We start from the raw sequence: 20,902 nt of genomic DNA, 5'->3' as shown, positions 1-20,902 counted from the left end.
GATTCGACCGACGCAGGACCCGAACCATGACATCGAGCAGCACACCGCGCTATCGCGGCATCTTCCCCGTCGTCCCGACGACGTTTTCCGACACCGGCGAGCTCGACCTCGCGAGCCAGAAGCGCGCGGTCGATTTCATGATCGATGCGGGCTCGGACGGGCTGTGCATCCTCGCGAACTTCTCCGAGCAATTCGCGATCACCGACGACGAACGCGACGTGCTCACGCGCACGATCCTCGAACACGTCGCCGGCCGCGTGCCGGTGATCGTCACGACGTCGCACTACAGCACGCAGGTGTGCGCGGCGCGCAGCCTGCGCGCGCAGCAGCTCGGCGCGGCGATGGTGATGACGATGCCGCCGTATCACGGCGCGACGTTCCGCGTGCCCGAAGCGCAGATCGTCGACTTCTTTGCGCGCGTGTCGGATGCGATCGACATCCCGATCATGATCCAGGATGCGCCCGCGAGCGGCACCGCGCTGTCCGCGCCGTTGCTCGCGCGGATGGCGCGCGAGATCGAGCAGGTCGCGTACTTCAAGATCGAGACGCCCGGCGCCGCGAACAAGCTGCGCGAGCTGATCCGGCTCGGCGGCGACGCGATCGAAGGGCCGTGGGACGGCGAGGAGGCGATCACGCTGCTCGCCGACCTGCATGCCGGCGCGACCGGCGCGATGACGGGCGGCGCATATCCGGACGGCATCCGGCCGATCCTCGAAGCGTGGCGCGAAGGGCGGCAGGACGATGCGTACGCACGCTACCAGGCGTGGCTGCCGCTGATCAATCACGAGAACCGCCAGTCCGGCATTCTCACCGCGAAGGCGCTGATGCGCGAAGGCGGTGTGATCGCATGCGAGCGGCCGCGGCATCCGATGCCGGAACTGCATCCGGACACGCGCGCGGAGCTGCTCGCGATCGCGCGCCGGCTCGATCCGCTCGTGCTGCGCTGGGCGCACTGACCGAGTAGCGAAGGAGGAACGCAGATGAGCAAGGTGATTTCGCTGGGCGTGATCGGGATCGGCAAGATCGCGCGTGACCAGCATTTGCCCGCAATCGCCGCCGAACCGGGCTTCGCGCTGACCGCTTGCGCGAGCCGTCACGCGGAAGTCAACGGCGTGCGCAATTATCCGGAGCTGGGTGCGCTGCTGGCCGCCGAGCCCGGGCTCGAGGCGGTGTCGCTGTGCGCGCCGCCGCAGGTGCGCTACGCGCAGGCACGCGCGGCGCTCGAAGCCGGCAAGCACGTGATGCTCGAGAAACCGCCGGGCGCGACGCTGGGCGAAGTGGCCGCGCTGGACGCGCTCGCGCGCGAACGCGGCCTCACGCTGTTCGCGACCTGGCATTCGCGCTGCGCGAGCGCGGTGGAACCGGCGCGCGCATGGCTCGCGACGCGCACGATCCGCGCGGTGCAGGTGCGCTGGAAGGAAGACGTGCGGCGCTGGCATCCGGGGCAGCAGTGGATCTGGGAGCCGGGCGGCCTCGGCGTGTTCGATCCCGGCATCAACGCGCTGTCGATCGTCACGCGGATCCTGCCGCGTGAGCTGGTGCTGCGCGAAGCGACGCTCTACGTGCCGAACGACGTGCAGACGCCGATCGCGGCCGAACTCGATTGCGCCGATACGGACGGCGTGCCTGTGCACGCGGAATTCGACTGGCGGCACGGCCCCGTCGAGCAATGGGAGATCGCGGTCGACACGTCGGACGGCGTGCTCGCGATCAGCCGCGGCGGCGCGCAACTGTCGATCGCCGGCGAGTCGGTCGAGATCGGCCCACAACGCGAGTATCCGGCGCTGTATGCTCACTTCCGCGCGCTGATCGCGCGCGGCGAAAGCGACGTCGACGTACGGCCGTTGCGGCTCGTCGCCGATGCGTTCCTGTTCGGGCGGCGCGTCGGGACCGACGCGTTCGGCCGCTGAAAACGTGCCGGCGCGCGCCATCGCGAGCGCGACCGTGTACGACGGATGTTGAAGACCCAAGCCAATACAAGGAGACACCGCATGAACCGCACGACTCGCCGACACACCCTGCGCGCACTGTTGGCCGCGCTTTGCCTCGCGCCGCTCGGGATGCAGGGCGCCGCGCACGCCGACGCGCCGCTGAAGATCGGCTTCCTGGTGAAGATGCCCGAGCAGGCATGGTTCATCAACGAGCAGAACGCGGCCGCCACGCTCGGCCAGAAGGAGAACTTCTCGGTCGTGAAGATCGGCACGCCGGACGGCGAGAAGGTGCTCGCCGCGATCGACAACCTCGGCTCGCAAGGCGCGCAGGGCTTCGTGATCTGCGCGCCCGACGTACGCCTCGGGCCGGCGATCGCCGCGCGCGCGAAGCGCTACAACATGAAGTTCGTGACCGTCGACGACCAGCTCGTCGACTCGACCGGCAAGCCGCTGTCGAACGTGCCGCATCTCGGGATGTCGGCGATCAAGATCGGCAACCAGGTCGGCCAGGCGATCGCCGACGAGATGAAGCGGCGCGGCTGGAAGCCGGAGGAAGTCGGCGCGCTGCGCATCACCAACTACGAGCTGCCGACCGCGAAGCTGCGCACCGACGGCGCGACGCAGGCGCTGCTCGCGAACGGCTTCCGCAAGGAGAACATCTTCGACGCGCCGCAGAAGACGACCGACGACGAAGGCGGCTTCAGCGCCGCCGCGCCCGTGCTCGCGCGCCATCCGAACGTGAAGAAGTGGGTGGTCTACGCGCTGAACGAGGAAACCGTGCTCGGCGCGGTGCGCGCGACCGAACAGCTGCACATCCCGGCGGCCGACGTGATCGGCGTCGGCATCAACGGCGCGGGCGAGGCGTTCGCCGAATTCCAGAAGAAGGAGCCGACCGGCTTCTACGGGACGATCGCGGTCAGCTCGACGAACCACGGCAAGGACAGCACGCAGAACCTCATCGACTGGATCCGCAACGGCAAGACGCCGCCGGCCGACACGCAGACGAGCGGCAAGCTGATGACGCGCGCGAACTGGCAGGCCGTGCGCACCGAACTCGGCATCTGAGCGTGCGAGGCGACGACGCGATGACGATGCAGACGATGACGGCCGTGTCCGGCAACGATGACGCGGCCACGCGCGGCGCCGCCGCGCCGCCGCCCGGCGGCGCGTTGCTCGCGCTCGACGGGATCACGGTGACGTTTCCGGGCGTGCGCGCGCTCGATGCCGTGTCGCTGTCGGTGCGCGCGGGCGAAGTGCACGGGCTGATGGGCGAGAACGGTGCGGGCAAGTCGACGCTGTTGAAAGTGTTGTCCGGCGTGAACCAGCCGCAGGCCGGCACGCTGACGCTGAACGGCACGGTGCAGCGCTTCGCGTCGACGCGTGCCGCGCTCGAGGCCGGCATCGCGATCATCTACCAGGAGCTGCATCTGGTGCCGGAGCTGACGGTCGCGGAGAACCTGATGCTCGGGCAGTTGCCGAGCCGGCTCGGCGTGGTCGACGAGCGCGCGCTCGCGGTGCGGGCGCTCGATGCGCTGGAGCGCCTCGGCGAGCACATCGATCCGGACATCCCGGTGAAGTATTTGTCGATCGGCCAGCGCCAGATGATCGAGATCGGCAAGGCGCTGATGCGCGACGCGCGCGTGATCGCGTTCGACGAACCGACGAGTTCGCTGTCCGCGCGTGAGACGACGCAGCTGTTCCGGATCATCCGTTCGCTGCGCGCGGAAGGGCGCGCGATCATCTACGTCACGCACCGGATGGAGGAAGTCGACGCGCTGTGCGACCGCGTGACGGTGTTCCGCGACGGCCGCCGGATCGAGACGTTCGAATCGGTTGCCGATCTCGATCGCGACCAGCTGATCGGCTGCATGGTCGGCCGCTCGATCGAGGACGTGTACGGCTACCGGCCGCGCGCGGCCGGCGACGTGATGATCGAGGCGCAGGGGCTGACCGGGCCCGGCTTGTCCGAGCCGGTGTCGTTCGCCGCGCGCCGCGGCGAGATCGTCGGCTTCTTCGGGCTCGTCGGCGCGGGCCGCTCGGAACTGATGAAGCTGCTGTACGGCGCGACGCGCCCGAGCGGCGGCCACGTCGAACTGGGCGGCAAGCGCGTCGCGTTTTCGAGCCCGCGCCACGCGGTGCGCGCCGGCATCGCGCTGTGCCCGGAGGATCGCAAGCAGGAAGGCATCGTCGCGATCGCGTCGGTGGCCGACAACCTGAACATCAGCGCGCGCCGTCATTTCAGCCCGGCGCGCGTGCTGCTCGACGCGCGGCGCGAACGCGAGCTCGCGCAACGCTACATCGAGCGGCTCGCGATCAAGACCCCTGACGGCGACACGCCGATCGGCGCGCTGTCGGGTGGCAACCAGCAGAAGGTCGTGCTCGCGCGCTGGCTGGCCGAGCGCATCGACGTGTTCCTGATGGACGAGCCGACGCGCGGCATCGACGTCGGCGCGCGCGCGGAAATCTACAACCTGTTCTACGAACTCGCGGAAGCGGGCCGCACGGTGATCCTCGTGTCGAGCGACCTGGCCGAGGTGATCGGCGTGTCGGACCGGATCATCGTGATGAAGGAAGGACGGATCGCGGGCGAAGTCGCGAAGGCGCAGGCGACGCCCGACGCGCTGATCAAGCTCGCGCTGCCGCGTTAGCGCCGTGCAGTCAACCGGAAAGCAACTGAACTGATATGAGCCAGGCAATGCAACCCCAACGCACTTCCCCGTCCCCGGATGCCACGGCCGCGCCCGCGCGAGCGCGCGGCGGCGTGTGGCAACTGATCAACCGCTCCGGCATCGTGATGGTGTTTCTCGTGCTGTTCGCGACGCTGTCGCTGACCGTGCCGGACTTCCTCACGCCGCGCAACATCCAGGGCCTCTTGCTGTCGGTCACGCTGATCGGTTCGATCGCGGTGACGATGATGTTCGTGCTCGCGCTCGGCGAAGTCGACCTGTCGGTCGCGTCGATCGTCGCGTTCTCGGGCGTCGTCGCGTCGACGCTGATCACCGCGACGCACAGCGTGGTGTTCGGCACCGTGGCCGGCATCCTCGCGGGCGGCGCGGTCGGGCTCGTCAACGGCGTGCTGATCGCGCGCTGGCGGATCAATTCGCTGATCGTCACGCTCGCGATGATGGAAGTCGTGCGCGGGCTCGCGTTCATCACGTCCAACGGCGACGCTGTGATGATCTCCGAGGAACGCTTCTTCGAGCTCGGCGCCGGCTCGTTCCTCGGCATCTCGTATCCGATCTGGAGCAACATCGTCGGCTTCGTCGTGTTCGGCTTCCTGCTGCGCAAGACGGTGTTCGGCAAGAACGTGCTGGCCGTCGGCGGCAACGGCGAGGCCGCGTTGCTTGCCGGGCTGCCGGTGATGCGCATCAAGATCGCGGTGTTCGTGCTGCAGGGGCTCGTGACCGGCTTCGCGGGCGTGATGCTCGCGTCGCGGATGAGCCTCGGCGACCCGAAGACGTCGGTCGGCCTCGAGCTCGGCGTGATCTCCGCATGCGTGCTCGGCGGCGTGTCGCTGACGGGCGGCGTCGCGACGATCTCCGGCGTGCTGGTCGGCGTGCTGATCATGGGCTCCGTGCAGGACGCGATGAGCCTCTTGAACGTGCCGACCTTTTACCAATATCTGATACGCGGCGGAATTCTGTTGCTCGCGGTGCTGTTCGACCAGTATCGTCGCAACCAGCGGCGCGCGATGAAGATCTGACCCAGGCGAAGTGAACGCGCGGCCGCCAGCGAATGCGACAGATATCGGGAGACGGCATGCAACAGATTCATCCGGGCGCGGCGGCGCTGCTGGTCGACAGCCGCAACACGCTCGGCGAAGGCGCGACGTGGTGCGACGCGACGCACACGCTGTACTGGACGGACATCGAAGGCGCGCGGCTGTGGCGTTGTCGCGCGGACGGCTCGGGCCTCGCGCAGTGGCCGATGCCCGAGCGGCTCGCGTGCTTCGCGCTGACGAATGCGCCGGACGTGCTGCTCGTCGGGCTCGCGACGCATCTCGCGTTCTTCGATCTGCGCAGCGGGGCGTTCACGCGCATCGTCGACGTCGAGCCCGATCTGCCGACGCGGCTGAACGACGGCCGCTGCGATCCGTTCGGCGCATTCGTGTTCGGGATGAAGGACGAAGGCGGCGACCCGCCGCGCGCGGTCGGCGGGTTTTACCGGCTCAATGCCGACCTCACGCTCGAACGGCTCGCGTTGCCGCCGGCCGCGATCGCGAACAGCATCGCGTTCTCGCCGGACGGCTCGAAGATGTACTTCTGCGATTCGCTCGTGCGTGAAATCCTCGTGTGCGATTACGGCCGCGCGGGTGTGGCCGGCGTGCGGCCGTTCGTGCGGCTGACCGATGCGGACGGCGACCCGGACGGCTCGACGATGGACCGCGACGGCGGCCTGTGGAACGCGCAGTGGGGCGGCCGGCGGGTGGTGCGCTACGCCGCGGACGGCGTCGAGACGGAACGCATCGCGGTGCCGACCGCGCAGCCGAGCTGCGTGACGCTCGATGGCGAAGGCCGGTTGTACGTGACGAGCGCGCGCGTCGGCCTGAGCGACGACGCGCTGGCGAGCGACGCCGACGCCGGCAGCGTGTTCGTCGCGCAGACGCGCCATGCGGGGTTGCCGACCGCGCGGTTTGCGGGGACACGTACCGGATGAATGGCGGGTGTGGACGGCAGGTTCTATCGGCTGGCAGGCAAAGAGCCGGATTGTACGAAAGATGTGCCTTGAACGAGGCTGATCAGCCCTCGTCTTTCTCAGAGGAATTCACGCGCGCCGCATCCGCGATATGAATGCCGCGCGGAAAACATGATCGCGGAATGACGCGGCTACCTTCGTGGACGAAGCAGCGGCACGACTCGAAGTGACGCAGAAAAACGAAAGTCCCTGGCTTGTGAAGGTTCGGGGGCTTTTCTTTTACACACAATCACCACAATTAAAACAAAGGTAGTCTGGCGCGAATCCAATCCCATTTGGTAGGTGGAATCGCAAGCAACTGCATCACATCACTGCTTGAACTATCGTAATATACGATCCCGCCAACACCATCTATCAATTCTCGCTCAGTTGCCGAATTTACGTAGTATGAGAAATAGCGTTGAGCGCGCAATTCTCCAGCCCCATCAAAAAGCTGAAATCTCACTTCATGCCCATTTCGAATATTCGCACCACACAGCTTTGCGTAATATTCCACACCTCCAAATTCTTTCTTCCCTCCATTTAGTTCCTTTTCAAAAAAATCACACCGACCATAATTTGGCCTGGTCATATTAATGGAAAAGCCAATCAGCAAAAACACAAGAATGGCTAGCCCAGTGATTCTGACGGCGCTAATCTGCATATTTCACCAAATTTTATTTCAACAGGTTTCTTCAATTTCAGATAGACGGGTTTTGAATATATCATAAAGTCCCCGCCCCTATGATGCTTGGCGCGCCACCGACTGTAGTCTGAGTTGTAGACCGGATAGAACACGTCAGGCTCTTTGAACTTCCCGAAAAGGCTTTTTCTCGTGTCCACGGGCTTGTTGATGCTTTTTACCCAGATATCCACATCAGTAGCATGCTTTGGCGAACTAGACGCCGACCCACTTATCACGGGCCCCGGTGCGATGATCACGCCACGCTTGTTCCAATGTCCCAAATATTGAATTCCATTAAATGAGTAGTTGTCTTTTACGTAAACATACACATGCGTAATTTTTGCGATGGCGTTCAGGCAATAAAAATTGCTCGTTTTCTCGTATCTATAATATTTTTCACCAGAAATTTCAAGATTGCCTATGGCTGCGTATATATTAAAATTCGCCAAAGCTCCCGTGAGGTCGGTTGGTGTGAGATTTTCGAGCGTGTCCCAATTGCTGATCGAAGCAAGCTGAAATTGCCAATCGATATGGAATTGACGGATGTCAGACAAGAATTGAGTCGTATTGATATTGAGATTTGCTCTTCGGTCTTCTGAGAACATTTTGTTAATTTTTGCAAGAATTTTTGTTTTTGCTTCGACTATGGCGGGGTCTCGATAAATATCATCAGCAAGAAGCTTTTCATATTTCCTTCGAACACTTCCAAATTTCAACGTCCAATCAAGGGTTACGCTATCACTGTCTATTGGTTGAATTGACTTGGCGTTATCATTATAAATGTTCTCGGAACTCGCGAACCAAATGCGTGCGAGTTTAGCCGATACCCTCCAGCCCAAGTTATCCATTGCAATAGTTACATCTTGCAAATCAAAGGGCGGGGGATTCTCGCAAACTTCGGCCTCTTCTTGCTTTGGTGGTTCTTTGGTCTTCGGCTGCGGTGCTTCTGCTTGCTTCTGAGTTTTGGGAGGCTTCACTACCGGCTTTGGTGGCAGTGGAGGGGGAGGCGGCGGTTTTTCGCCCGGAGCTAATCTGTCGATTGATACAGTTTTTTGAGTCTCAAGCGGGATGCACCCTTGTGCGCCCTCGTACTTCTTCAACTCCGGCCCTAGCAAACCTTTTTGCGGTTTATAGTAAGATATCTTTTTTACGTTGGCCATAAATAGGTTTCGCCAATAGATTGATAGATTGTTTCAGGGTAATTAACAAAAAACCGGTCCCGTATTAACCCTTGTCGGTTCCAGTATCGAAGCCACTCGAACCATGTGAAGGTTGGAGTGAAGCTGTTCTTTTACCCTGTCACAAAGTGTCGAACCATTTTCAAGATGAGAATCGATTGTTTTTGGTAATTTAATTAGCATGCCGACCGATAATTTCGTACTTATACGAGATAGCTGAGAATATGGAGGTACGCTGAGAGTGATGTCGCGACTATGCGTTCGCCCCCCGACCTGCTGGTAAGATGGCCCGCAATTCCATCCCGCCCGCACCATGAGTTCCGCACCGACCAAGCCCGCGCAGCCGAAGAACACCGCGAAGAACGCCGCCCGCGCGACGGGCGACAAGCCGAAGGCGCGCGCGCCGCAGCGCCTGACCTACGTGATCGGCGGTCTCGACCGGCTGCTGCGCCGGCATATGACCGACGCGCTCGCACCGCTGGGCATCACGCTCGCGCAATACACGGCGCTGTCGGTGCTGGAGGCGCGTGGCGCGTCGTCGAATGCGCAACTGGCCGAGCGCTCATGGATCACGCCGCAATCGGCGAACGAAGTGATGAGCGTGATGGCCGCCCGCGGTTTCGTCACGCGCGAAGCCGACCCGTCGCACGGCCGCATCATCCTGCTGACGCTGACCGACGCAGGCGCTGCGATGCTGCGTGAATGTGAAGCCGTGCTGCGCCCGCTCGAGACGCGCATGCTCGGCGACATCTCCGCCGATGACGCCGCGCACGTGCAGCGCGCGCTCGAACTGTTCTCGCGCAACCTGCGCGGCTGACCGACCCCTTTTCGACCCCTTTTCGTACCTTCGCGGCGCGGGCCGCTCGGCCCGCGCTCGCGTTGCCGGTCGCCTGACCGTTCCCCGATTCCGTCGCTTCCCGCGCCATGCGCTCCGGGTTTACACCGGCGCTCGTGCCGCTTGCAATATCAGGTAGCCTGATATTAAATGAAGCCGTCCGCAGCAGGAATGCTGCGCACCGAATCGCACAGGAACGAACGACAGGAACAGACATGAGCAAGTACGACAACCGCTGGCAGACCGTTGAAGTGAACGTGGAGGCCGGCATCGCGTGGGTGACGCTGAACCGTCCGGACAAGCGCAATGCGATGAGCCCGACGCTGAACCAGGAGATGCTGCAGGTACTCGACGCGGTCGAGTTCGACGACGACGCGAAGGTGCTGGTGCTGACCGGCGCGGGCAGCGCATGGACGGCCGGCATGGATCTGAAGGAATATTTCCGCGAGATCGACGGCGGCTCCGATGCGCTGCAGGAAAAGGTGCGGCGCGACGCATCGGAATGGCAGTGGCGCCGTCTGCGGATGTACAACAAGCCGACGATCGCGATGGTGAACGGCTGGTGCTTCGGCGGCGGGTTCTCGCCGCTCGTCGCGTGCGACCTCGCGATCGCGGCGGACGAAGCGGTGTTCGGGCTGTCGGAGATCAACTGGGGCATCCCGCCGGGCAACCTCGTCAGCAAGGCGATGGCCGACACGGTCGGGCATCGCCGCGCGCTGCACTACATCATGACCGGCGACACGTTCACCGGCGTCGAAGCGGCGGAAATGGGCCTCGTGAACAGCAGCGTGCCGCTGGCCGGGCTGCGCGACGCGACGATCGCGCTCGCCGCGCGGCTGATGGACAAGAACCCGGTCGTGCTGCGCGCGGCGAAGCATGGCTTCAAGCGTTCGCGCGAACTGACGTGGGAGCAGTGCGAGGATTATCTGTATGCGAAGCTCGACCAGGCGCAGTTGCGCGACCCGGAGCGCGGTCGCGAGCAGGGGCTGAAGCAGTTCCTCGACGACAAGGCGATCAAGCCGGGCCTGCAGGCATACAAGCGCTGATATCACCGCCGACGCAACCGCAAGAGACAGGCAAGGCAGGAGACGACATGACCGACAGACGGATGCTGATCGGGGGCGAGTGGTGCACCGCCCGCGACGGGCGAACCTTCGACCGATTCAACCCCGCGACGGGCGCGCTTGCGTCGCGCGCGCCGGCGGCCGGCCTGGCCGACGCCGATGCGGCGATCGACGCCGCGCACCGCGCGTTCCCCGCCTGGGCGGCGCTCGCGCCGACCGAGCGGCGCCGCCGGCTGCTGAAGGCGGCCGACCTGATGGACGCGCGCCTCGACGAAATCATCGCGACCGGCGTCGCCGAAACCGGCGCGACGCCCGGCTGGCTCGGCTTCAACGTGACGCTCGCGGCGAACATGCTGCGCGAGGCCGCGTCGATGACCACCCAGATCGACGGCGACGTGATCCCGTCCGACGTGCCCGGCAATCTCGCGCTCGCGATGCGCGTGCCGTGCGGCGTGGTGCTCGGCATCGCGCCGTGGAATGCACCGGTGATCCTCGGCACGCGCGCGCTGGCGATGCCGCTTGCGTGCGGCAACACGGTCGTGCTGAAGGCGTCCGAAGCGTGCCCGGGCGTGCACGCGCTGATCGGCGCGGTGCTGGACGACGCCGGGCTCGGCGCGGGCGTCGTCAATGTGATCACGCACGCGGCGGCCGATGCGCCGGAACTCGTTGAGCGGCTGATCGCGCATCCGCACGTGAAGCGGATCAACTTCACCGGGTCGACGCACGTCGGGCGCATCATCGCGCGCCACGCGGCCGCGCACCTGAAACCCGTGCTGCTCGAACTCGGCGGCAAGGCGCCGGTGCTCGTGCTCGACGATGCGGATGTCGACGCAGCCGTCGACGCGATCGCATTCGGCGCGTTCTTCAACCAGGGGCAGATCTGCATGTCGACCGAGCGCGTGATCGCCGCGCGGCCGATCGCCGATGCGCTCGTCGAACGGCTGGCCGAGAAGGCGCGCACGCTGGTCGCCGGCGATCCGCTGGCCGGCCATCCGCTCGGCACGATGGTCGACGCGGCCGCCGCCGCGCGCGCGGCGTCGCTCGTCGAGGATGCCCATGCGCACGGCGCGCGCTTGCCGCTCGGTTGCCGGATCGACGGCGCGACGATGCAGCCGGCGATCGTCGACGGCGTCACGCGCGACATGCGGCTCTATCGCGAGGAATCGTTCGCGCCGGTGGTTGCGATCCTGCGCGCGGACAGCGACGACGAAGCGGTCGCGCTCGCGAACGACAGCGAGTTCGGGTTGTCGGCGAGCGTGTTCAGTCGCGATATCGCACGGGCGATGACGCTCGCGCGACGGATCGAGTCGGGGATCTGCCACATCAACGGGCCGACGGTGCATGACGAGGCGCAGATGCCGTTCGGCGGCACCAAGGCGAGCGGTTACGGCCGCTTCGGCAGCCGTGCGTCGATCGCCGAATTCACCGAGCTGCGCTGGATCACCGTGCAGACCACGCCGCGTCACTACCCCATATGAGCGAGCCGACGATGAATGTAGCGACGCCCGAAAGCGGGCCGGTGAGCGACACGGGCGGCGCGCGCTATCGCGCGGCGGCCGTCGCCGTCGGCGCGGCCGAGATTCGCCGCGCGGAAAACGGTACGTGGTACCTGCGTTCGCGCGAACCGCTCGGCGACTACCCGACGCGCCTGACCGACTGCCTCGTGCGCGGCGCGCAAGCGCACCCCGACCGCGTGCTGGCCGCGCGGCGCGGCGCCGACGGACGCTGGATCGAGATCACCTACGCGCAGATGCTCGAGCGCGCTCGCGCGCTCGGCCAGGGCCTCGTCGATCTCGGGCTGTCGGCCGAGCGTCCGCTCGCGGTGCTGTCCGGCAACGATCTCGAGCATCTGCAACTGATGTTCGCGGCCATGCTGGCCGGCGTGCCGTACGCGCCGATCTCGCCCGCGTATTCGCTCGTGTCGACCGACTACGGCAAGCTGCGCCACACGCTCGGCGTGCTGCGCCCGGGTGCGGTCTTCGTCGCCGAACGCGCGCCGTTCACGCGTGCGCTCGACGCCACGTTGCCGGCCGATGCGGCGCTGATCGTCGCACGCGACGACGACGCCGGCGCGCACGGAAAGGGCCGCGCGGTGCCGCTCTCGCGCTTGCTCGCCACCGTCCCGCGCACGATCGACGCGATCCACGCGGCGGTCGGCCCCGATCATTTGGCGAAGATCCTGTTCACGTCCGGTTCGACGAAGCAGCCGAAGGCGGTGCCGACCACGCACCGGATGCTGTGCAGCAACCAGCAGATGCTGCGCCAGACGATGCCCGAGCTCACGCGCGAGCCGCCGGTGCTGGTCGACTGGCTGCCGTGGAATCACACGTTCGGCGGCAGTCACAACCTCGGCATCGCGCTGTACAACGGCGGCACGCTGTATATCGACGACGGCCGTCCGATGCCGGGCCGCTTCGACGAAACCGTGCGCAACCTCCGCGAGATCGCGCCGACGATCTACTTCAACGTGCCGAAGGGCTGGGAAGAGCTGACCGTCGCGCTCGAACGCGATGCCGCGCTGCGCGACACGTTCTTCTCGCGCGTGAAGCTGTATTTCTTCGGCGGCGCGGGGCTGTCGCAGGCCGCGTGGGACCGGCTCGACCGCGTGACCTACGCACATTGCGGCGAGCGCATCCGGATCATGGCCGGCCTCGGGATGACGGAGGCGTCGCCGTCGTGCCTGTTCACGACGGGGCCGCTGATGCGCGCAGGCTATATCGGGCTGCCCGCGCCCGGCTGCGACGCGAAGCTGGTGCCGTGCGGCGGCAAGCTCGAACTGCGTTTCAAGGGGCCGAACGTGATGCGCGGCTACTGGCACGCGGACGTCGATCCGCGCGACGTGTTCGACGACGAAGGGTATTACCGCAGCGGCGACGCGGGCGTCTTTGCCGATCCGCAGCGGCCGGAACTCGGCCTGCAGTTCGACGGGCGGCTGACCGAGGACTTCAAGCTGAGCAGCGGCACCTTCGTCAGCGTCGGGCCGTTGCGCGCGAACGCGGTGTCGAGCGGCGCGCCGTACGTGCAGGACGTGGTCGTCACCGGGATCAATCGCGACGACATCGGGTTGCTCGTGTTTCCGCGCGTCGACGCGTGCCGCGCGCTGGCGGGGCTCGCCGCCGACGCGCCGGTGTCCGACGTGCTGCGCGCACCGGCCGTGCGCGCGGCGTTCGCGACGTGGCTTGCCGCGCTGAACCGGCATGCCAGCGGCGGTTCGACGTTCGTCGCGCGCATCCGGCTGATCGACACGCCGCCGTCGCTCGATCTCGGCGAAGTGACCGACAAGGGTTCGCTGAACCAGGCGGCCGTGCAGCAGCATCGCGCGGCGACGATCGACGCGCTGTACGACCCGGCGCGGCGCGATCCCGACGTGATTTACGCGTAGGCAGCACGAGCAGGCATAAGCGGGAACGAGCAGCACCAAGCAGGACCAAGCAGGCATAACGACCGGCCGGTCACGACACCGGCAGGCATTCTTGCGGCCAGCGAATCAGGTTGCCTGATAAAGGCGGCCGTTCGGACGACACCTCGCGCGCCGATCCGCCACTAGCCGGCGGCGGCGCGCGGCGGCCGTTGCAGGGCCGACCGACGACAAGACATGGGATTGGAGACAGGATGAACACTTACGTTGCCGAAAAATCCACGGTCGCGACCACGCTCGCGCTGTGTTTCGCGGTTGCACTCCTCGAAGGGCTCGACCTGCAGTCGGTCGGGGTCGCCGCGCCGCGCATGGCGCGTGAATTCGGGCTGACCGTGTCGCAGATGGGTATCGCGTTCAGCGCGGGCACCTTCGGGCTGCTGCCGGGCGCGATGCTCGGCGGGCGGCTCGCCGACCGGATCGGCCGCAAGCGTGTGCTGATCGCGTCGGCCGTGCTGTTCGGGCTGCTGTCGATCGCGACCGCGCAGGTGTCGAGCTTCTGGATGCTCGTCGTCGTGCGCGTGCTGACCGGCATCGGCCTCGGCGGCGCGATGCCGAACCTGATCGCGCTGTCGTCCGAAGCGGTCGAGCCGCGCTCGCGCAGCAGCGCGGTGGCGACGATGTATTGCGGCATTCCGTTCGGCGGCGTGATCGCGTCGCTGATCGGCGTGCTGCTCGCCGGCGACACCGAATGGCGGCACATCTTCTACGTCGGCGGCGCCGGGCCGCTGCTGCTCGTGCCGCTGCTCGCGTGGTGCCTGCCGGAATCGCGCGCGTATCTCGACGTCGCCGGCACGCCGGCCGCGCGTACCAGCGTCGCGCACACGCTGTTCGGCGATGGCCGCACGACGTCGACGTTCGCGCTGTGGATCAGCTACTTCTGCACGCTGATCGTCCTCTACTTCCTGCTGAACTGGCTGCCGTCGCTGATGGCCGCGCGCGGGCTCGACCGCGAGCATGTCGGCCTCGTGCAGATCGCGTTCAACGTCGGCGCGGGGCTCGGCGCGCTCGGCATCGGCGCGGCGCTCGACCGGATGCGCGCGTCGCGCGTGGTCGGCGGCATGTATGTCGGGATCGTGCTGTCGCTTGCCGCGCTCTCGGCCGCGCCCGGCTTCGCGTCGCTCGCGGCGGCCGCGTTTGCCGCCGGGATGTTCGTGGTCGGCGGGCAATCGGTGCTGTATGCGCTCGCGGCGATCTATTACCCGACCGCGATGCGCGGCACGGGCGTCGGCGCGGCGGTGGCGGTCGGGCGGCTCGGTTCCGTCGTCGGGCCGCTCGCGGCCGCGACGCTGCTGGCCGCCGGTCGCAGCGCGCCGGTCGTGATCGGCGCGAGCATCCCCGTCACGCTCGTCGCGGCCGTCGCCGCGCTGGTGCTGATTCGCCGCCCGCAAGCAGGCGACTGACTTTCACGGTTTTTCGATGCGCGCCATCAGAGCGCGCCTACTCAAGGTCTGGAGACACAACGAATGAACACGAAAACCAGGAACGGCCTGCTGGCCGCCGGCGCCTGCTGCGCGCTCGCCGCGCCCGGCGCGCACGCGCAGTCGAGCGTGACGCTGTACGGAATCATCGACACGGGCGTCGAGTTCGTGTCGCACGCGAACGCGGCCGGCGACCACGTCGTGCGCATGCCGGGCGTGACGGGCGAGCTGCCGTCACGCTGGGGCCTGCGCGGCACCGAGGATCTCGGCGGCGGCTACCAGGCGGTGTTCACGCTCGAAAGCGGGTTCAACGTGCGCGGCGGCGATCTCGGGCAGGGCGGGCGGCTGTTCGGGCGGCAGGCGTTCGTCGGGCTGAAGAGCGGCTTCGGCACGCTCGCGTTCGGCCGCCAGTACACGATGACGTATCTCGCGCTGCAGGGCGCGGACATCATCGGCCCCGACATCTACGGGCTCGGCTCGTTCGACGCGTACGTGCCGAACGGCCGCGCCGACAACGCGGTGACCTACGTCGGCACGTATCGCGGCGTGACGCTCGGCGCCGCGTATTCGTTCGGTCGCGACGGCGCGGGCACCGGCAACTCGCCGGGGCAGGGCACGTGCGCGGGGCAGGTGCCGGGCGACGCGGTGCAATGCCGCAACTGGTCGGTGATGCTCAAGTACGACAGCGCGTATTTCGGTGCGGCGGCGTCGTACGAGGAGCAGCGCGGCGGCACGGGCGCCGCCGCGAACTTCTTCGACGGCGTCGCGCCGGTCGCCTTCACCAGCAGCGGCGGCAAGGATGCACGCACGCACGTGAGCGCCTACGCGCAGGCGGCGGGCGCGCGCATCGGCGCGGGCTGGATCGGGCGGCGCGTGTCGACCGGTTCGCCGGCCGCGGCCGGCGCGCATTCGGACCTGTTCTTTCTCGACGCGTCGTATGCGATCAAGCCCGACTTCGTCGTCGACGGCGAAGGCTACCGGATCGTCAACAGTGCGCACGACACGCGCGCGACGATGGCCACGCTGCGCGCGACCTATCTGCTGACCAAGCGCACGGCCGTCTACGCGCAATCGTCGTATCTGTGGAACAGCGCGCATGCGCGCTACGCGGTCAGCGGCGGCGGGGCCGGCACGACGCCCGGCCAGGGGATGGGGCAGCTCGGCGCGATGGTCGGCGTCCGGCACATGTTCTGATTCGGCAGCCTGACGAACGGGAGATATCGTGAAGAGAAAATCTGCATTCCTCTGTATCGCGCCGCTGTCGGCGGCCATGCTCGCCGGTTGCGGCGGCGACGATTCGGTCAGCTCCGCGCCGACGCATCTGAGCGCCGCGACGCCGGCCGCGATGACGCAGACCTGCGACGCGCTCGCCGCGAAGCTCGCGTATGCGAACACGTCGTTCACATCGGTGACGACCGCGGCCGCCGGCGCGCTGACGGTGGCCGGCAAGCCGATCGCCGAGCACTGCGTGATCGCCGGCAAGATGAACGAGCGCGTGAGCGCGGTGGACGGCAACACCTACGCGATCGGCTTCCAGATGCGCTTGCCGAAGGCGTGGAACGGCCGCTTCTTCTATCAGGCGAACGGCGGCCTCGACGGCAACGTCGTAACCGCGACCGGCGAGATCGGCGGCGGCGGGCCGCTGACCGACGCGCTGAACATGGGTTTCGCGGTGATCAGCTCGGATTCCGGGCACAGCGCCGCGCAGAACCCGCTGTTCGGCCTCGATCCGCAGGCGCGGCTCGACTACGGCTACGGCGCGGTCGATGCGCTCACGCCGATGGCCAAGCAGGTGATCCGGCTCGCGTACGGGAAGGCGCCCGACCGCAGCTATTTCGGCGGCTGCTCGAACGGCGGCCGTCACGCGATGGTCACGGCCGTGCGCAACCCGGCCGACTACGACGGGATCATCGCCGGCGACCCGGGCTTTCACCTGCCGAAGGCGGCGATCGGCGAGATGTACGGCGCGCAGCAGTTCGCGAAGATCGCGTCCGCCACCGGCTCGAACGGGCTGCCGGACATCCGCAGCGGCTTCAACGACGCGGAGCGCCAGTTCGTCGGCGCGAAGATTCTCGACAAGTGCGATGCGCTCGACGGCTCGACGGACGGCATGGTGCAGGACGTCGCCGCCTGTCAGGCGCACTTCAGCGTCGAGACGGACATCCCGGCCTGCGCGAACGGCACGCGCACCGGAGCCTGCCTGACGACCGCGCAGAAGAGCGCGCTCGAGAACGTGTTCGCGGGTGCGCGCAACAGCGCGGGCAAAGCGCTCTACGCGAGCTTTCCGTACGATCCGGGTGTGGCCGCCGCCGGCTGGGCCGGCTGGAAGCAGTCGAATTCGATCACGCTCGACCCGGCCGCGATGGCGTTCACGTTCATGACCCCGCCGAAAACCGCCGCCACGCTCGCGAACCTCGCCGGCTTCGCGCTCGGCTTCGACATGGACAACGACGCGCCGGCGATCTTCGCGACGAACGGCGTGTACACGCAATCGTCGTGGTCGTTCATGACGCCGCCCGACGAGACCAACCTGTCCGCGTTGAAGTCGCGCGGCGCGAAGCTGCTCGTCTATCACGGTACCGGCGATCCGGTGTTCTCGTTCAACGACACGCGCGACTGGTATGCGCAGGTCGCACAGGCAAACGGCGGCGATGCGTCGAGCTTTGCGCGCTTCTATCCGGTGCCGGGGATGAACCACTGCGCGGGCGGGCCGGCGGCCGACCAGTTCGACATGCTGACGCCGCTCGTGGCGTGGGTCGAGCAGGGGCAGGCGCCCGCCGCCGTCGTTGCCACCGCGCGCGACGCGACGAACGCGGTGCCGAATGCGGACGTGCCGAGCTCGTGGGGGGCCGGCCGCACGCGTCCGCTGTGCCCGTATCCGCAGGTCGCGCGCTACAACGGCTCGGGCGACGTGAACTCGGCGGCGAGCTTCAGTTGTCGCTGACGTAGCGGGTGTGCGGATGTGCCGATGGGTACGTGGATCGGACCATCCGCCGTGGTTCCGCCGCGGCAATGGCGCGCGCGCCGGTGCGCAGGGAAAAAAACGGCGGTGAGCCGCGCGTGACGAGGGCGTTTGCCGCCGCAGGCGGCGTCCCGGGATACTATGGCGCTTTCTTGTCGGCGCGACGCGTGCTGACCGACGTTCCTCGCCAGGTATCTTTCCTCCGATTCAACCATGCAAACCGTAGCGGTACTGGACTTCGAAACCACCGGGCTTTCTCCGAACCTGGGCGACAGGGCGACCGAGATCGCCGTGATCCTTCTGCGCGACGGCGAGATCGTCGACCGTTACCAGAGCCTGATGAACGCGGGACGCCGCATTCCGTCCGACGTCGTCGCGCTCACCGGGATCACGAACGAGATGATTGCGTCGGCGCCGCCGGTGTCGACGGTCATGAAGGAAGCCGCCGCGTTCGTCGGAAACCATCCGGTCGTCGCGCACAACGCCGGCTTCGACAAGCGGTTCTGGCAGGCCGAGCTCGGGATGCTCGGCATGGCGGCCGAGCATGCGTTTGCGTGCACGATGCTCGTCGCGCGGCGCATCTATCCGCACGCGCGGAGTCACCGCTTGTCGAGCCTGGCGGACATGCTGCGCTTGCCGCAGACGGGCCGCGCTCACCGGGCGATGGTCGACGCGGAGATCGCGAGCCATCTGTGGTGCCGGTTGCAGCGCGACATCGGCGCGACTTACGGCCTGCGGCACATCGATCACGGGCTCATGTCGCGCTTGCAGACGACGAGCAAGGCCAAGGTCGCGACGTTTTTCGGGTCATTGGCCGCCGACGGGCGCTGACGTCACGCGTCGAGGTCCACCGGCACCTCGAGCCCGACCTTCACGCGGCTCATGCTCACCAGCGTCTTGAACCGCTTCACGTTGTTGTTCGCGAAGAACAGCGCGCGCGTGAGCGCGCTGTACTGATCCATGTTGCGCACGGCCAGGATCAGCACGAAATCCCATTCCCCGGTCACGTAGTAGCACTGCTGGATCTGCGGGCAGCGCTCGAAGGTCCGCTTCATCGCGTCGAGCAGATCGATCTGCTCGCTCTCGACCTCCACGTTCACGACGATCGTCAGCGGATGATCGACCTTGTCCGGCGCGACCACCGCCGTGTAGCGCTCGATCACGCCGTCGTCCGCGAGCCGCCGCAGGCGGCGGTTCACGGCGGCGGTCGACAGGTTCACGCGGGCGCCGAGTTCATTCTGCGGCGTGTGCGCGTCGCGCTGGACTTCCATCAGCAGCTTGCGATCGAATGCATCGAGTGGGGTGGGCATGATGGCGCGGCAACCTCGAAAGAATGAGAAATTTTTGCGTCCGGTCCGTCGATTTGGAGATTTTTTTGACCGGCCCGCGCAATATTATTTTTCGGACCGACGGCGAGCGCAACCCGTATGCGCCCGCACCGCACCCACTGACGGGCCGCCCGCGCGGCCCTTTTCCGGAGCCCTTCCCGCCATGCTGATCGCCAACCCCCGTGCGTCGCGCACCGACTATCCCGATACGCTGCGCCGCGTCATGAACATCGCGGCGGCCGACGAGAGCGGCGCGTGGCTGTCGCACTGGCCGCTCGTCGGCGCCGCGCGCACGCCGTTGCGCATGCTGCCGGATCTCGCCGCGCGGCTCGGCGTCGCGAGCGTCAGCGTGAAGGACGAGGCGTGCCGCTCGCCGCTCGGCAGCTTCAAGGCGCTCGGCGCGCCGATCGCGCTGATGCGGCTGGTGAAGCGGTTGCGGCCCCGCGAGGAACTCGATCCGCAAGGGCTCGTCACGGGCCGCTACGCGGCGTCGCTGGCCGACCTCACGGTGATCAGCGCGACCGACGGCAATCACGGCCGCGCGCTGGCCGCCGCTGCGCGCGCGATCGGTTGCCGCTGCGTGATCGTGCTGCATGCGCACGTCGACGCGGAGCGCGAGCACGCGATCGCCGCGCACGGCGCGCGGATCGTGCGGATCGCCGGCAACTACGACGAATCGGTCGTGCACGCCGCGCGGCTCGCGCACGAGAACGGCTGGCACGTGGTGTCGGATACGTCGTACGACGGCTACGAAGCGATTCCGCGCGACGTGATGCAGGGCTACGGCGTGATCGCGGCCGAAGCGCTCGCGCAGCAGCGGGCGGACGATCCCGACGATGGCGGCCGGCCGTTCACGCACGTGTTCCTGCAGGGCGGCGTCGGCGGTCTGGCGGCCGGCATCGCGAGCTATCTCTGGGAGCACGCTGGCGTGCGGCGGCCGCATTTCATCGTCGTCGAGCCGCGCCAGGCCGATTGCCTGTACCAGAGCGCGCTCGCCGGGCGCGCGACGAAGGCGACCGGCAGCGTCGACTCGGTGATGGCCGGGCTCGCGTGCGGCGAGGCGTCGCCGCTCGCATGGGACTTCCTCGAGCCGAGCATCGACCACTTCATGCTGATCGACGACGACGACGCAGTGCGGGCGATGCGTGCGCTGGCCGCCGGCAGCGCGCGCGACGTGCCGTTCGTGTCCGGCGAATCGGGCGCGGCGGGCATCGCGGGGCTGACCGTGCTGATGCGCGACCCGGCGCTGGCGCGTCAGGCGGGGCTCGATGCGCATTCGCGCGTGCTGGCGATCAACACGGAAGGCGCGACTGCGCCGTCTGTCTACCGGCAGTGCGCCGGCGACACGGCCGACGCGGTGCTCGCGCGCCAGCGCGACTGGCTGAACCACGCGGCCGCGATGGCCTGAG

The 20,902-nt window shown here is 67.0% G+C and carries 18 protein-coding genes; 15 read left to right on the top strand and 3 right to left on the bottom strand.

What is annotated here, in order from left to right:
• The first annotated feature begins 26 nt into the window (after positions 1-26).
• The 6 genes from LMA02_RS29935 (at position 27) to LMA02_RS29910 (ending at position 6,587) form a co-directional block, all read left to right on the top strand.
• Positions 27-956: a dihydrodipicolinate synthase family protein gene (locus tag LMA02_RS29935; protein WP_228908652.1), complete on the top strand. Its 930-nt coding sequence runs from the start codon at positions 27-29 to the stop codon at positions 954-956.
• Between the two features lie 24 nt (positions 957-980).
• A complete protein-coding gene (locus tag LMA02_RS29930) occupies positions 981-1,910 on the top strand; it encodes a Gfo/Idh/MocA family protein (protein ID WP_228908651.1) in 930 nt (309 codons plus the stop codon).
• A gap of 81 nt (positions 1,911-1,991) precedes the next feature.
• Positions 1,992-2,996: an arabinose ABC transporter substrate-binding protein gene (locus LMA02_RS29925; protein WP_228908650.1), complete on the top strand. Its 1,005-nt coding sequence runs from the start codon at positions 1,992-1,994 to the stop codon at positions 2,994-2,996.
• Between the two features lie 20 nt (positions 2,997-3,016).
• A complete protein-coding gene (gene araG, locus LMA02_RS29920; protein ID WP_228908649.1) occupies positions 3,017-4,579 on the top strand; it encodes an L-arabinose ABC transporter ATP-binding protein AraG in 1,563 nt (520 codons plus the stop codon).
• Between the two features lie 35 nt (positions 4,580-4,614).
• A complete protein-coding gene (gene araH / locus LMA02_RS29915) occupies positions 4,615-5,634 on the top strand; it encodes an L-arabinose ABC transporter permease AraH (protein ID WP_011659859.1) in 1,020 nt (339 codons plus the stop codon).
• Between the two features lie 56 nt (positions 5,635-5,690).
• Positions 5,691-6,587, top strand: coding sequence for an SMP-30/gluconolactonase/LRE family protein (locus tag LMA02_RS29910; RefSeq protein WP_228908648.1), 897 nt, complete (start codon positions 5,691-5,693; stop codon positions 6,585-6,587).
• Positions 6,588-6,864: 277 nt separating this feature from the next.
• Here LMA02_RS29910 and LMA02_RS29905 read toward each other — a convergent pair whose 3' ends face one another.
• The gene (locus LMA02_RS29905; protein ID WP_228908647.1) at positions 6,865-7,269 is read right to left on the bottom strand and encodes a hypothetical protein; all 405 of its coding nucleotides are present in this window, start codon (positions 7,267-7,269) and stop codon (positions 6,865-6,867) included.
• Positions 7,236-8,450, bottom strand: a complete 1,215-nt coding sequence (locus LMA02_RS29900) for a DUF6402 family protein (RefSeq protein ID WP_228908646.1) — start codon at positions 8,448-8,450, stop codon at positions 7,236-7,238. The genes LMA02_RS29905 and LMA02_RS29900 overlap by 34 nt, the downstream gene beginning before the upstream one ends.
• Before the next feature lie 331 nt (positions 8,451-8,781).
• Between LMA02_RS29900 and LMA02_RS29895 the strand changes: the two genes are divergently transcribed.
• From LMA02_RS29895 to LMA02_RS29860, 8 genes are all read left to right on the top strand, one after another.
• A complete protein-coding gene (locus LMA02_RS29895) occupies positions 8,782-9,285 on the top strand; it encodes a MarR family winged helix-turn-helix transcriptional regulator (protein WP_175656803.1) in 504 nt (167 codons plus the stop codon).
• A 233-nt stretch (positions 9,286-9,518) separates the two neighbouring features.
• Positions 9,519-10,349 (top strand): p-hydroxycinnamoyl CoA hydratase/lyase, encoded by an 831-nt coding sequence (locus tag LMA02_RS29890; protein ID WP_105832604.1) that lies wholly within the window; start codon positions 9,519-9,521, stop codon positions 10,347-10,349.
• A 47-nt stretch (positions 10,350-10,396) separates the two neighbouring features.
• Positions 10,397-11,845: an aldehyde dehydrogenase gene (locus LMA02_RS29885; protein ID WP_228908645.1), complete on the top strand. Its 1,449-nt coding sequence runs from the start codon at positions 10,397-10,399 to the stop codon at positions 11,843-11,845.
• Positions 11,842-13,749 carry a feruloyl-CoA synthase gene (locus LMA02_RS29880; RefSeq protein ID WP_228908644.1) on the top strand — a complete coding sequence of 636 codons (1,908 nt, stop codon included), beginning with the start codon at positions 11,842-11,844 and terminating at the stop codon, positions 13,747-13,749. Before LMA02_RS29885 ends, LMA02_RS29880 begins: the two co-directional genes overlap by 4 nt.
• Before the next feature lie 230 nt (positions 13,750-13,979).
• A complete protein-coding gene (gene mhpT, locus LMA02_RS29875; RefSeq protein ID WP_166723266.1) occupies positions 13,980-15,185 on the top strand; it encodes a 3-(3-hydroxy-phenyl)propionate transporter MhpT in 1,206 nt (401 codons plus the stop codon).
• A gap of 63 nt (positions 15,186-15,248) precedes the next feature.
• Positions 15,249-16,397 (top strand): porin, encoded by a 1,149-nt coding sequence (locus tag LMA02_RS29870; RefSeq protein ID WP_228908643.1) that lies wholly within the window; start codon positions 15,249-15,251, stop codon positions 16,395-16,397.
• A 28-nt stretch (positions 16,398-16,425) separates the two neighbouring features.
• Entirely contained in the window at positions 16,426-18,147 is a 1,722-nt protein-coding gene (locus LMA02_RS29865; protein WP_228908642.1) for a tannase/feruloyl esterase family alpha/beta hydrolase, read from the top strand.
• A 231-nt stretch (positions 18,148-18,378) separates the two neighbouring features.
• On the top strand, positions 18,379-18,996 hold the full coding sequence (locus LMA02_RS29860; RefSeq protein WP_175741035.1) for a PolC-type DNA polymerase III: 618 nt from the start codon (positions 18,379-18,381) through the stop codon (positions 18,994-18,996).
• A gap of 2 nt (positions 18,997-18,998) precedes the next feature.
• Here LMA02_RS29860 and LMA02_RS29855 read toward each other — a convergent pair whose 3' ends face one another.
• On the bottom strand, positions 18,999-19,475 hold the full coding sequence (locus LMA02_RS29855; protein ID WP_228908641.1) for an Lrp/AsnC family transcriptional regulator: 477 nt from the start codon (positions 19,473-19,475) through the stop codon (positions 18,999-19,001).
• A gap of 181 nt (positions 19,476-19,656) precedes the next feature.
• On the opposite strand from LMA02_RS29855, the gene LMA02_RS29850 reads away from it, so the two are divergent.
• The gene (locus LMA02_RS29850; RefSeq protein ID WP_228908640.1) at positions 19,657-20,901 is read left to right on the top strand and encodes a diaminopropionate ammonia-lyase; all 1,245 of its coding nucleotides are present in this window, start codon (positions 19,657-19,659) and stop codon (positions 20,899-20,901) included.
• Position 20,902: the final 1 nt, after the last annotated feature.

The sequence above is a fragment of the Burkholderia sp. B21-005 genome (assembly GCF_020843965.1).
Lineage (GTDB): Bacteria > Pseudomonadota > Gammaproteobacteria > Burkholderiales > Burkholderiaceae > Burkholderia > Burkholderia ambifaria.
This window is presented reverse-complemented; position numbering and strand designations above follow the sequence as displayed.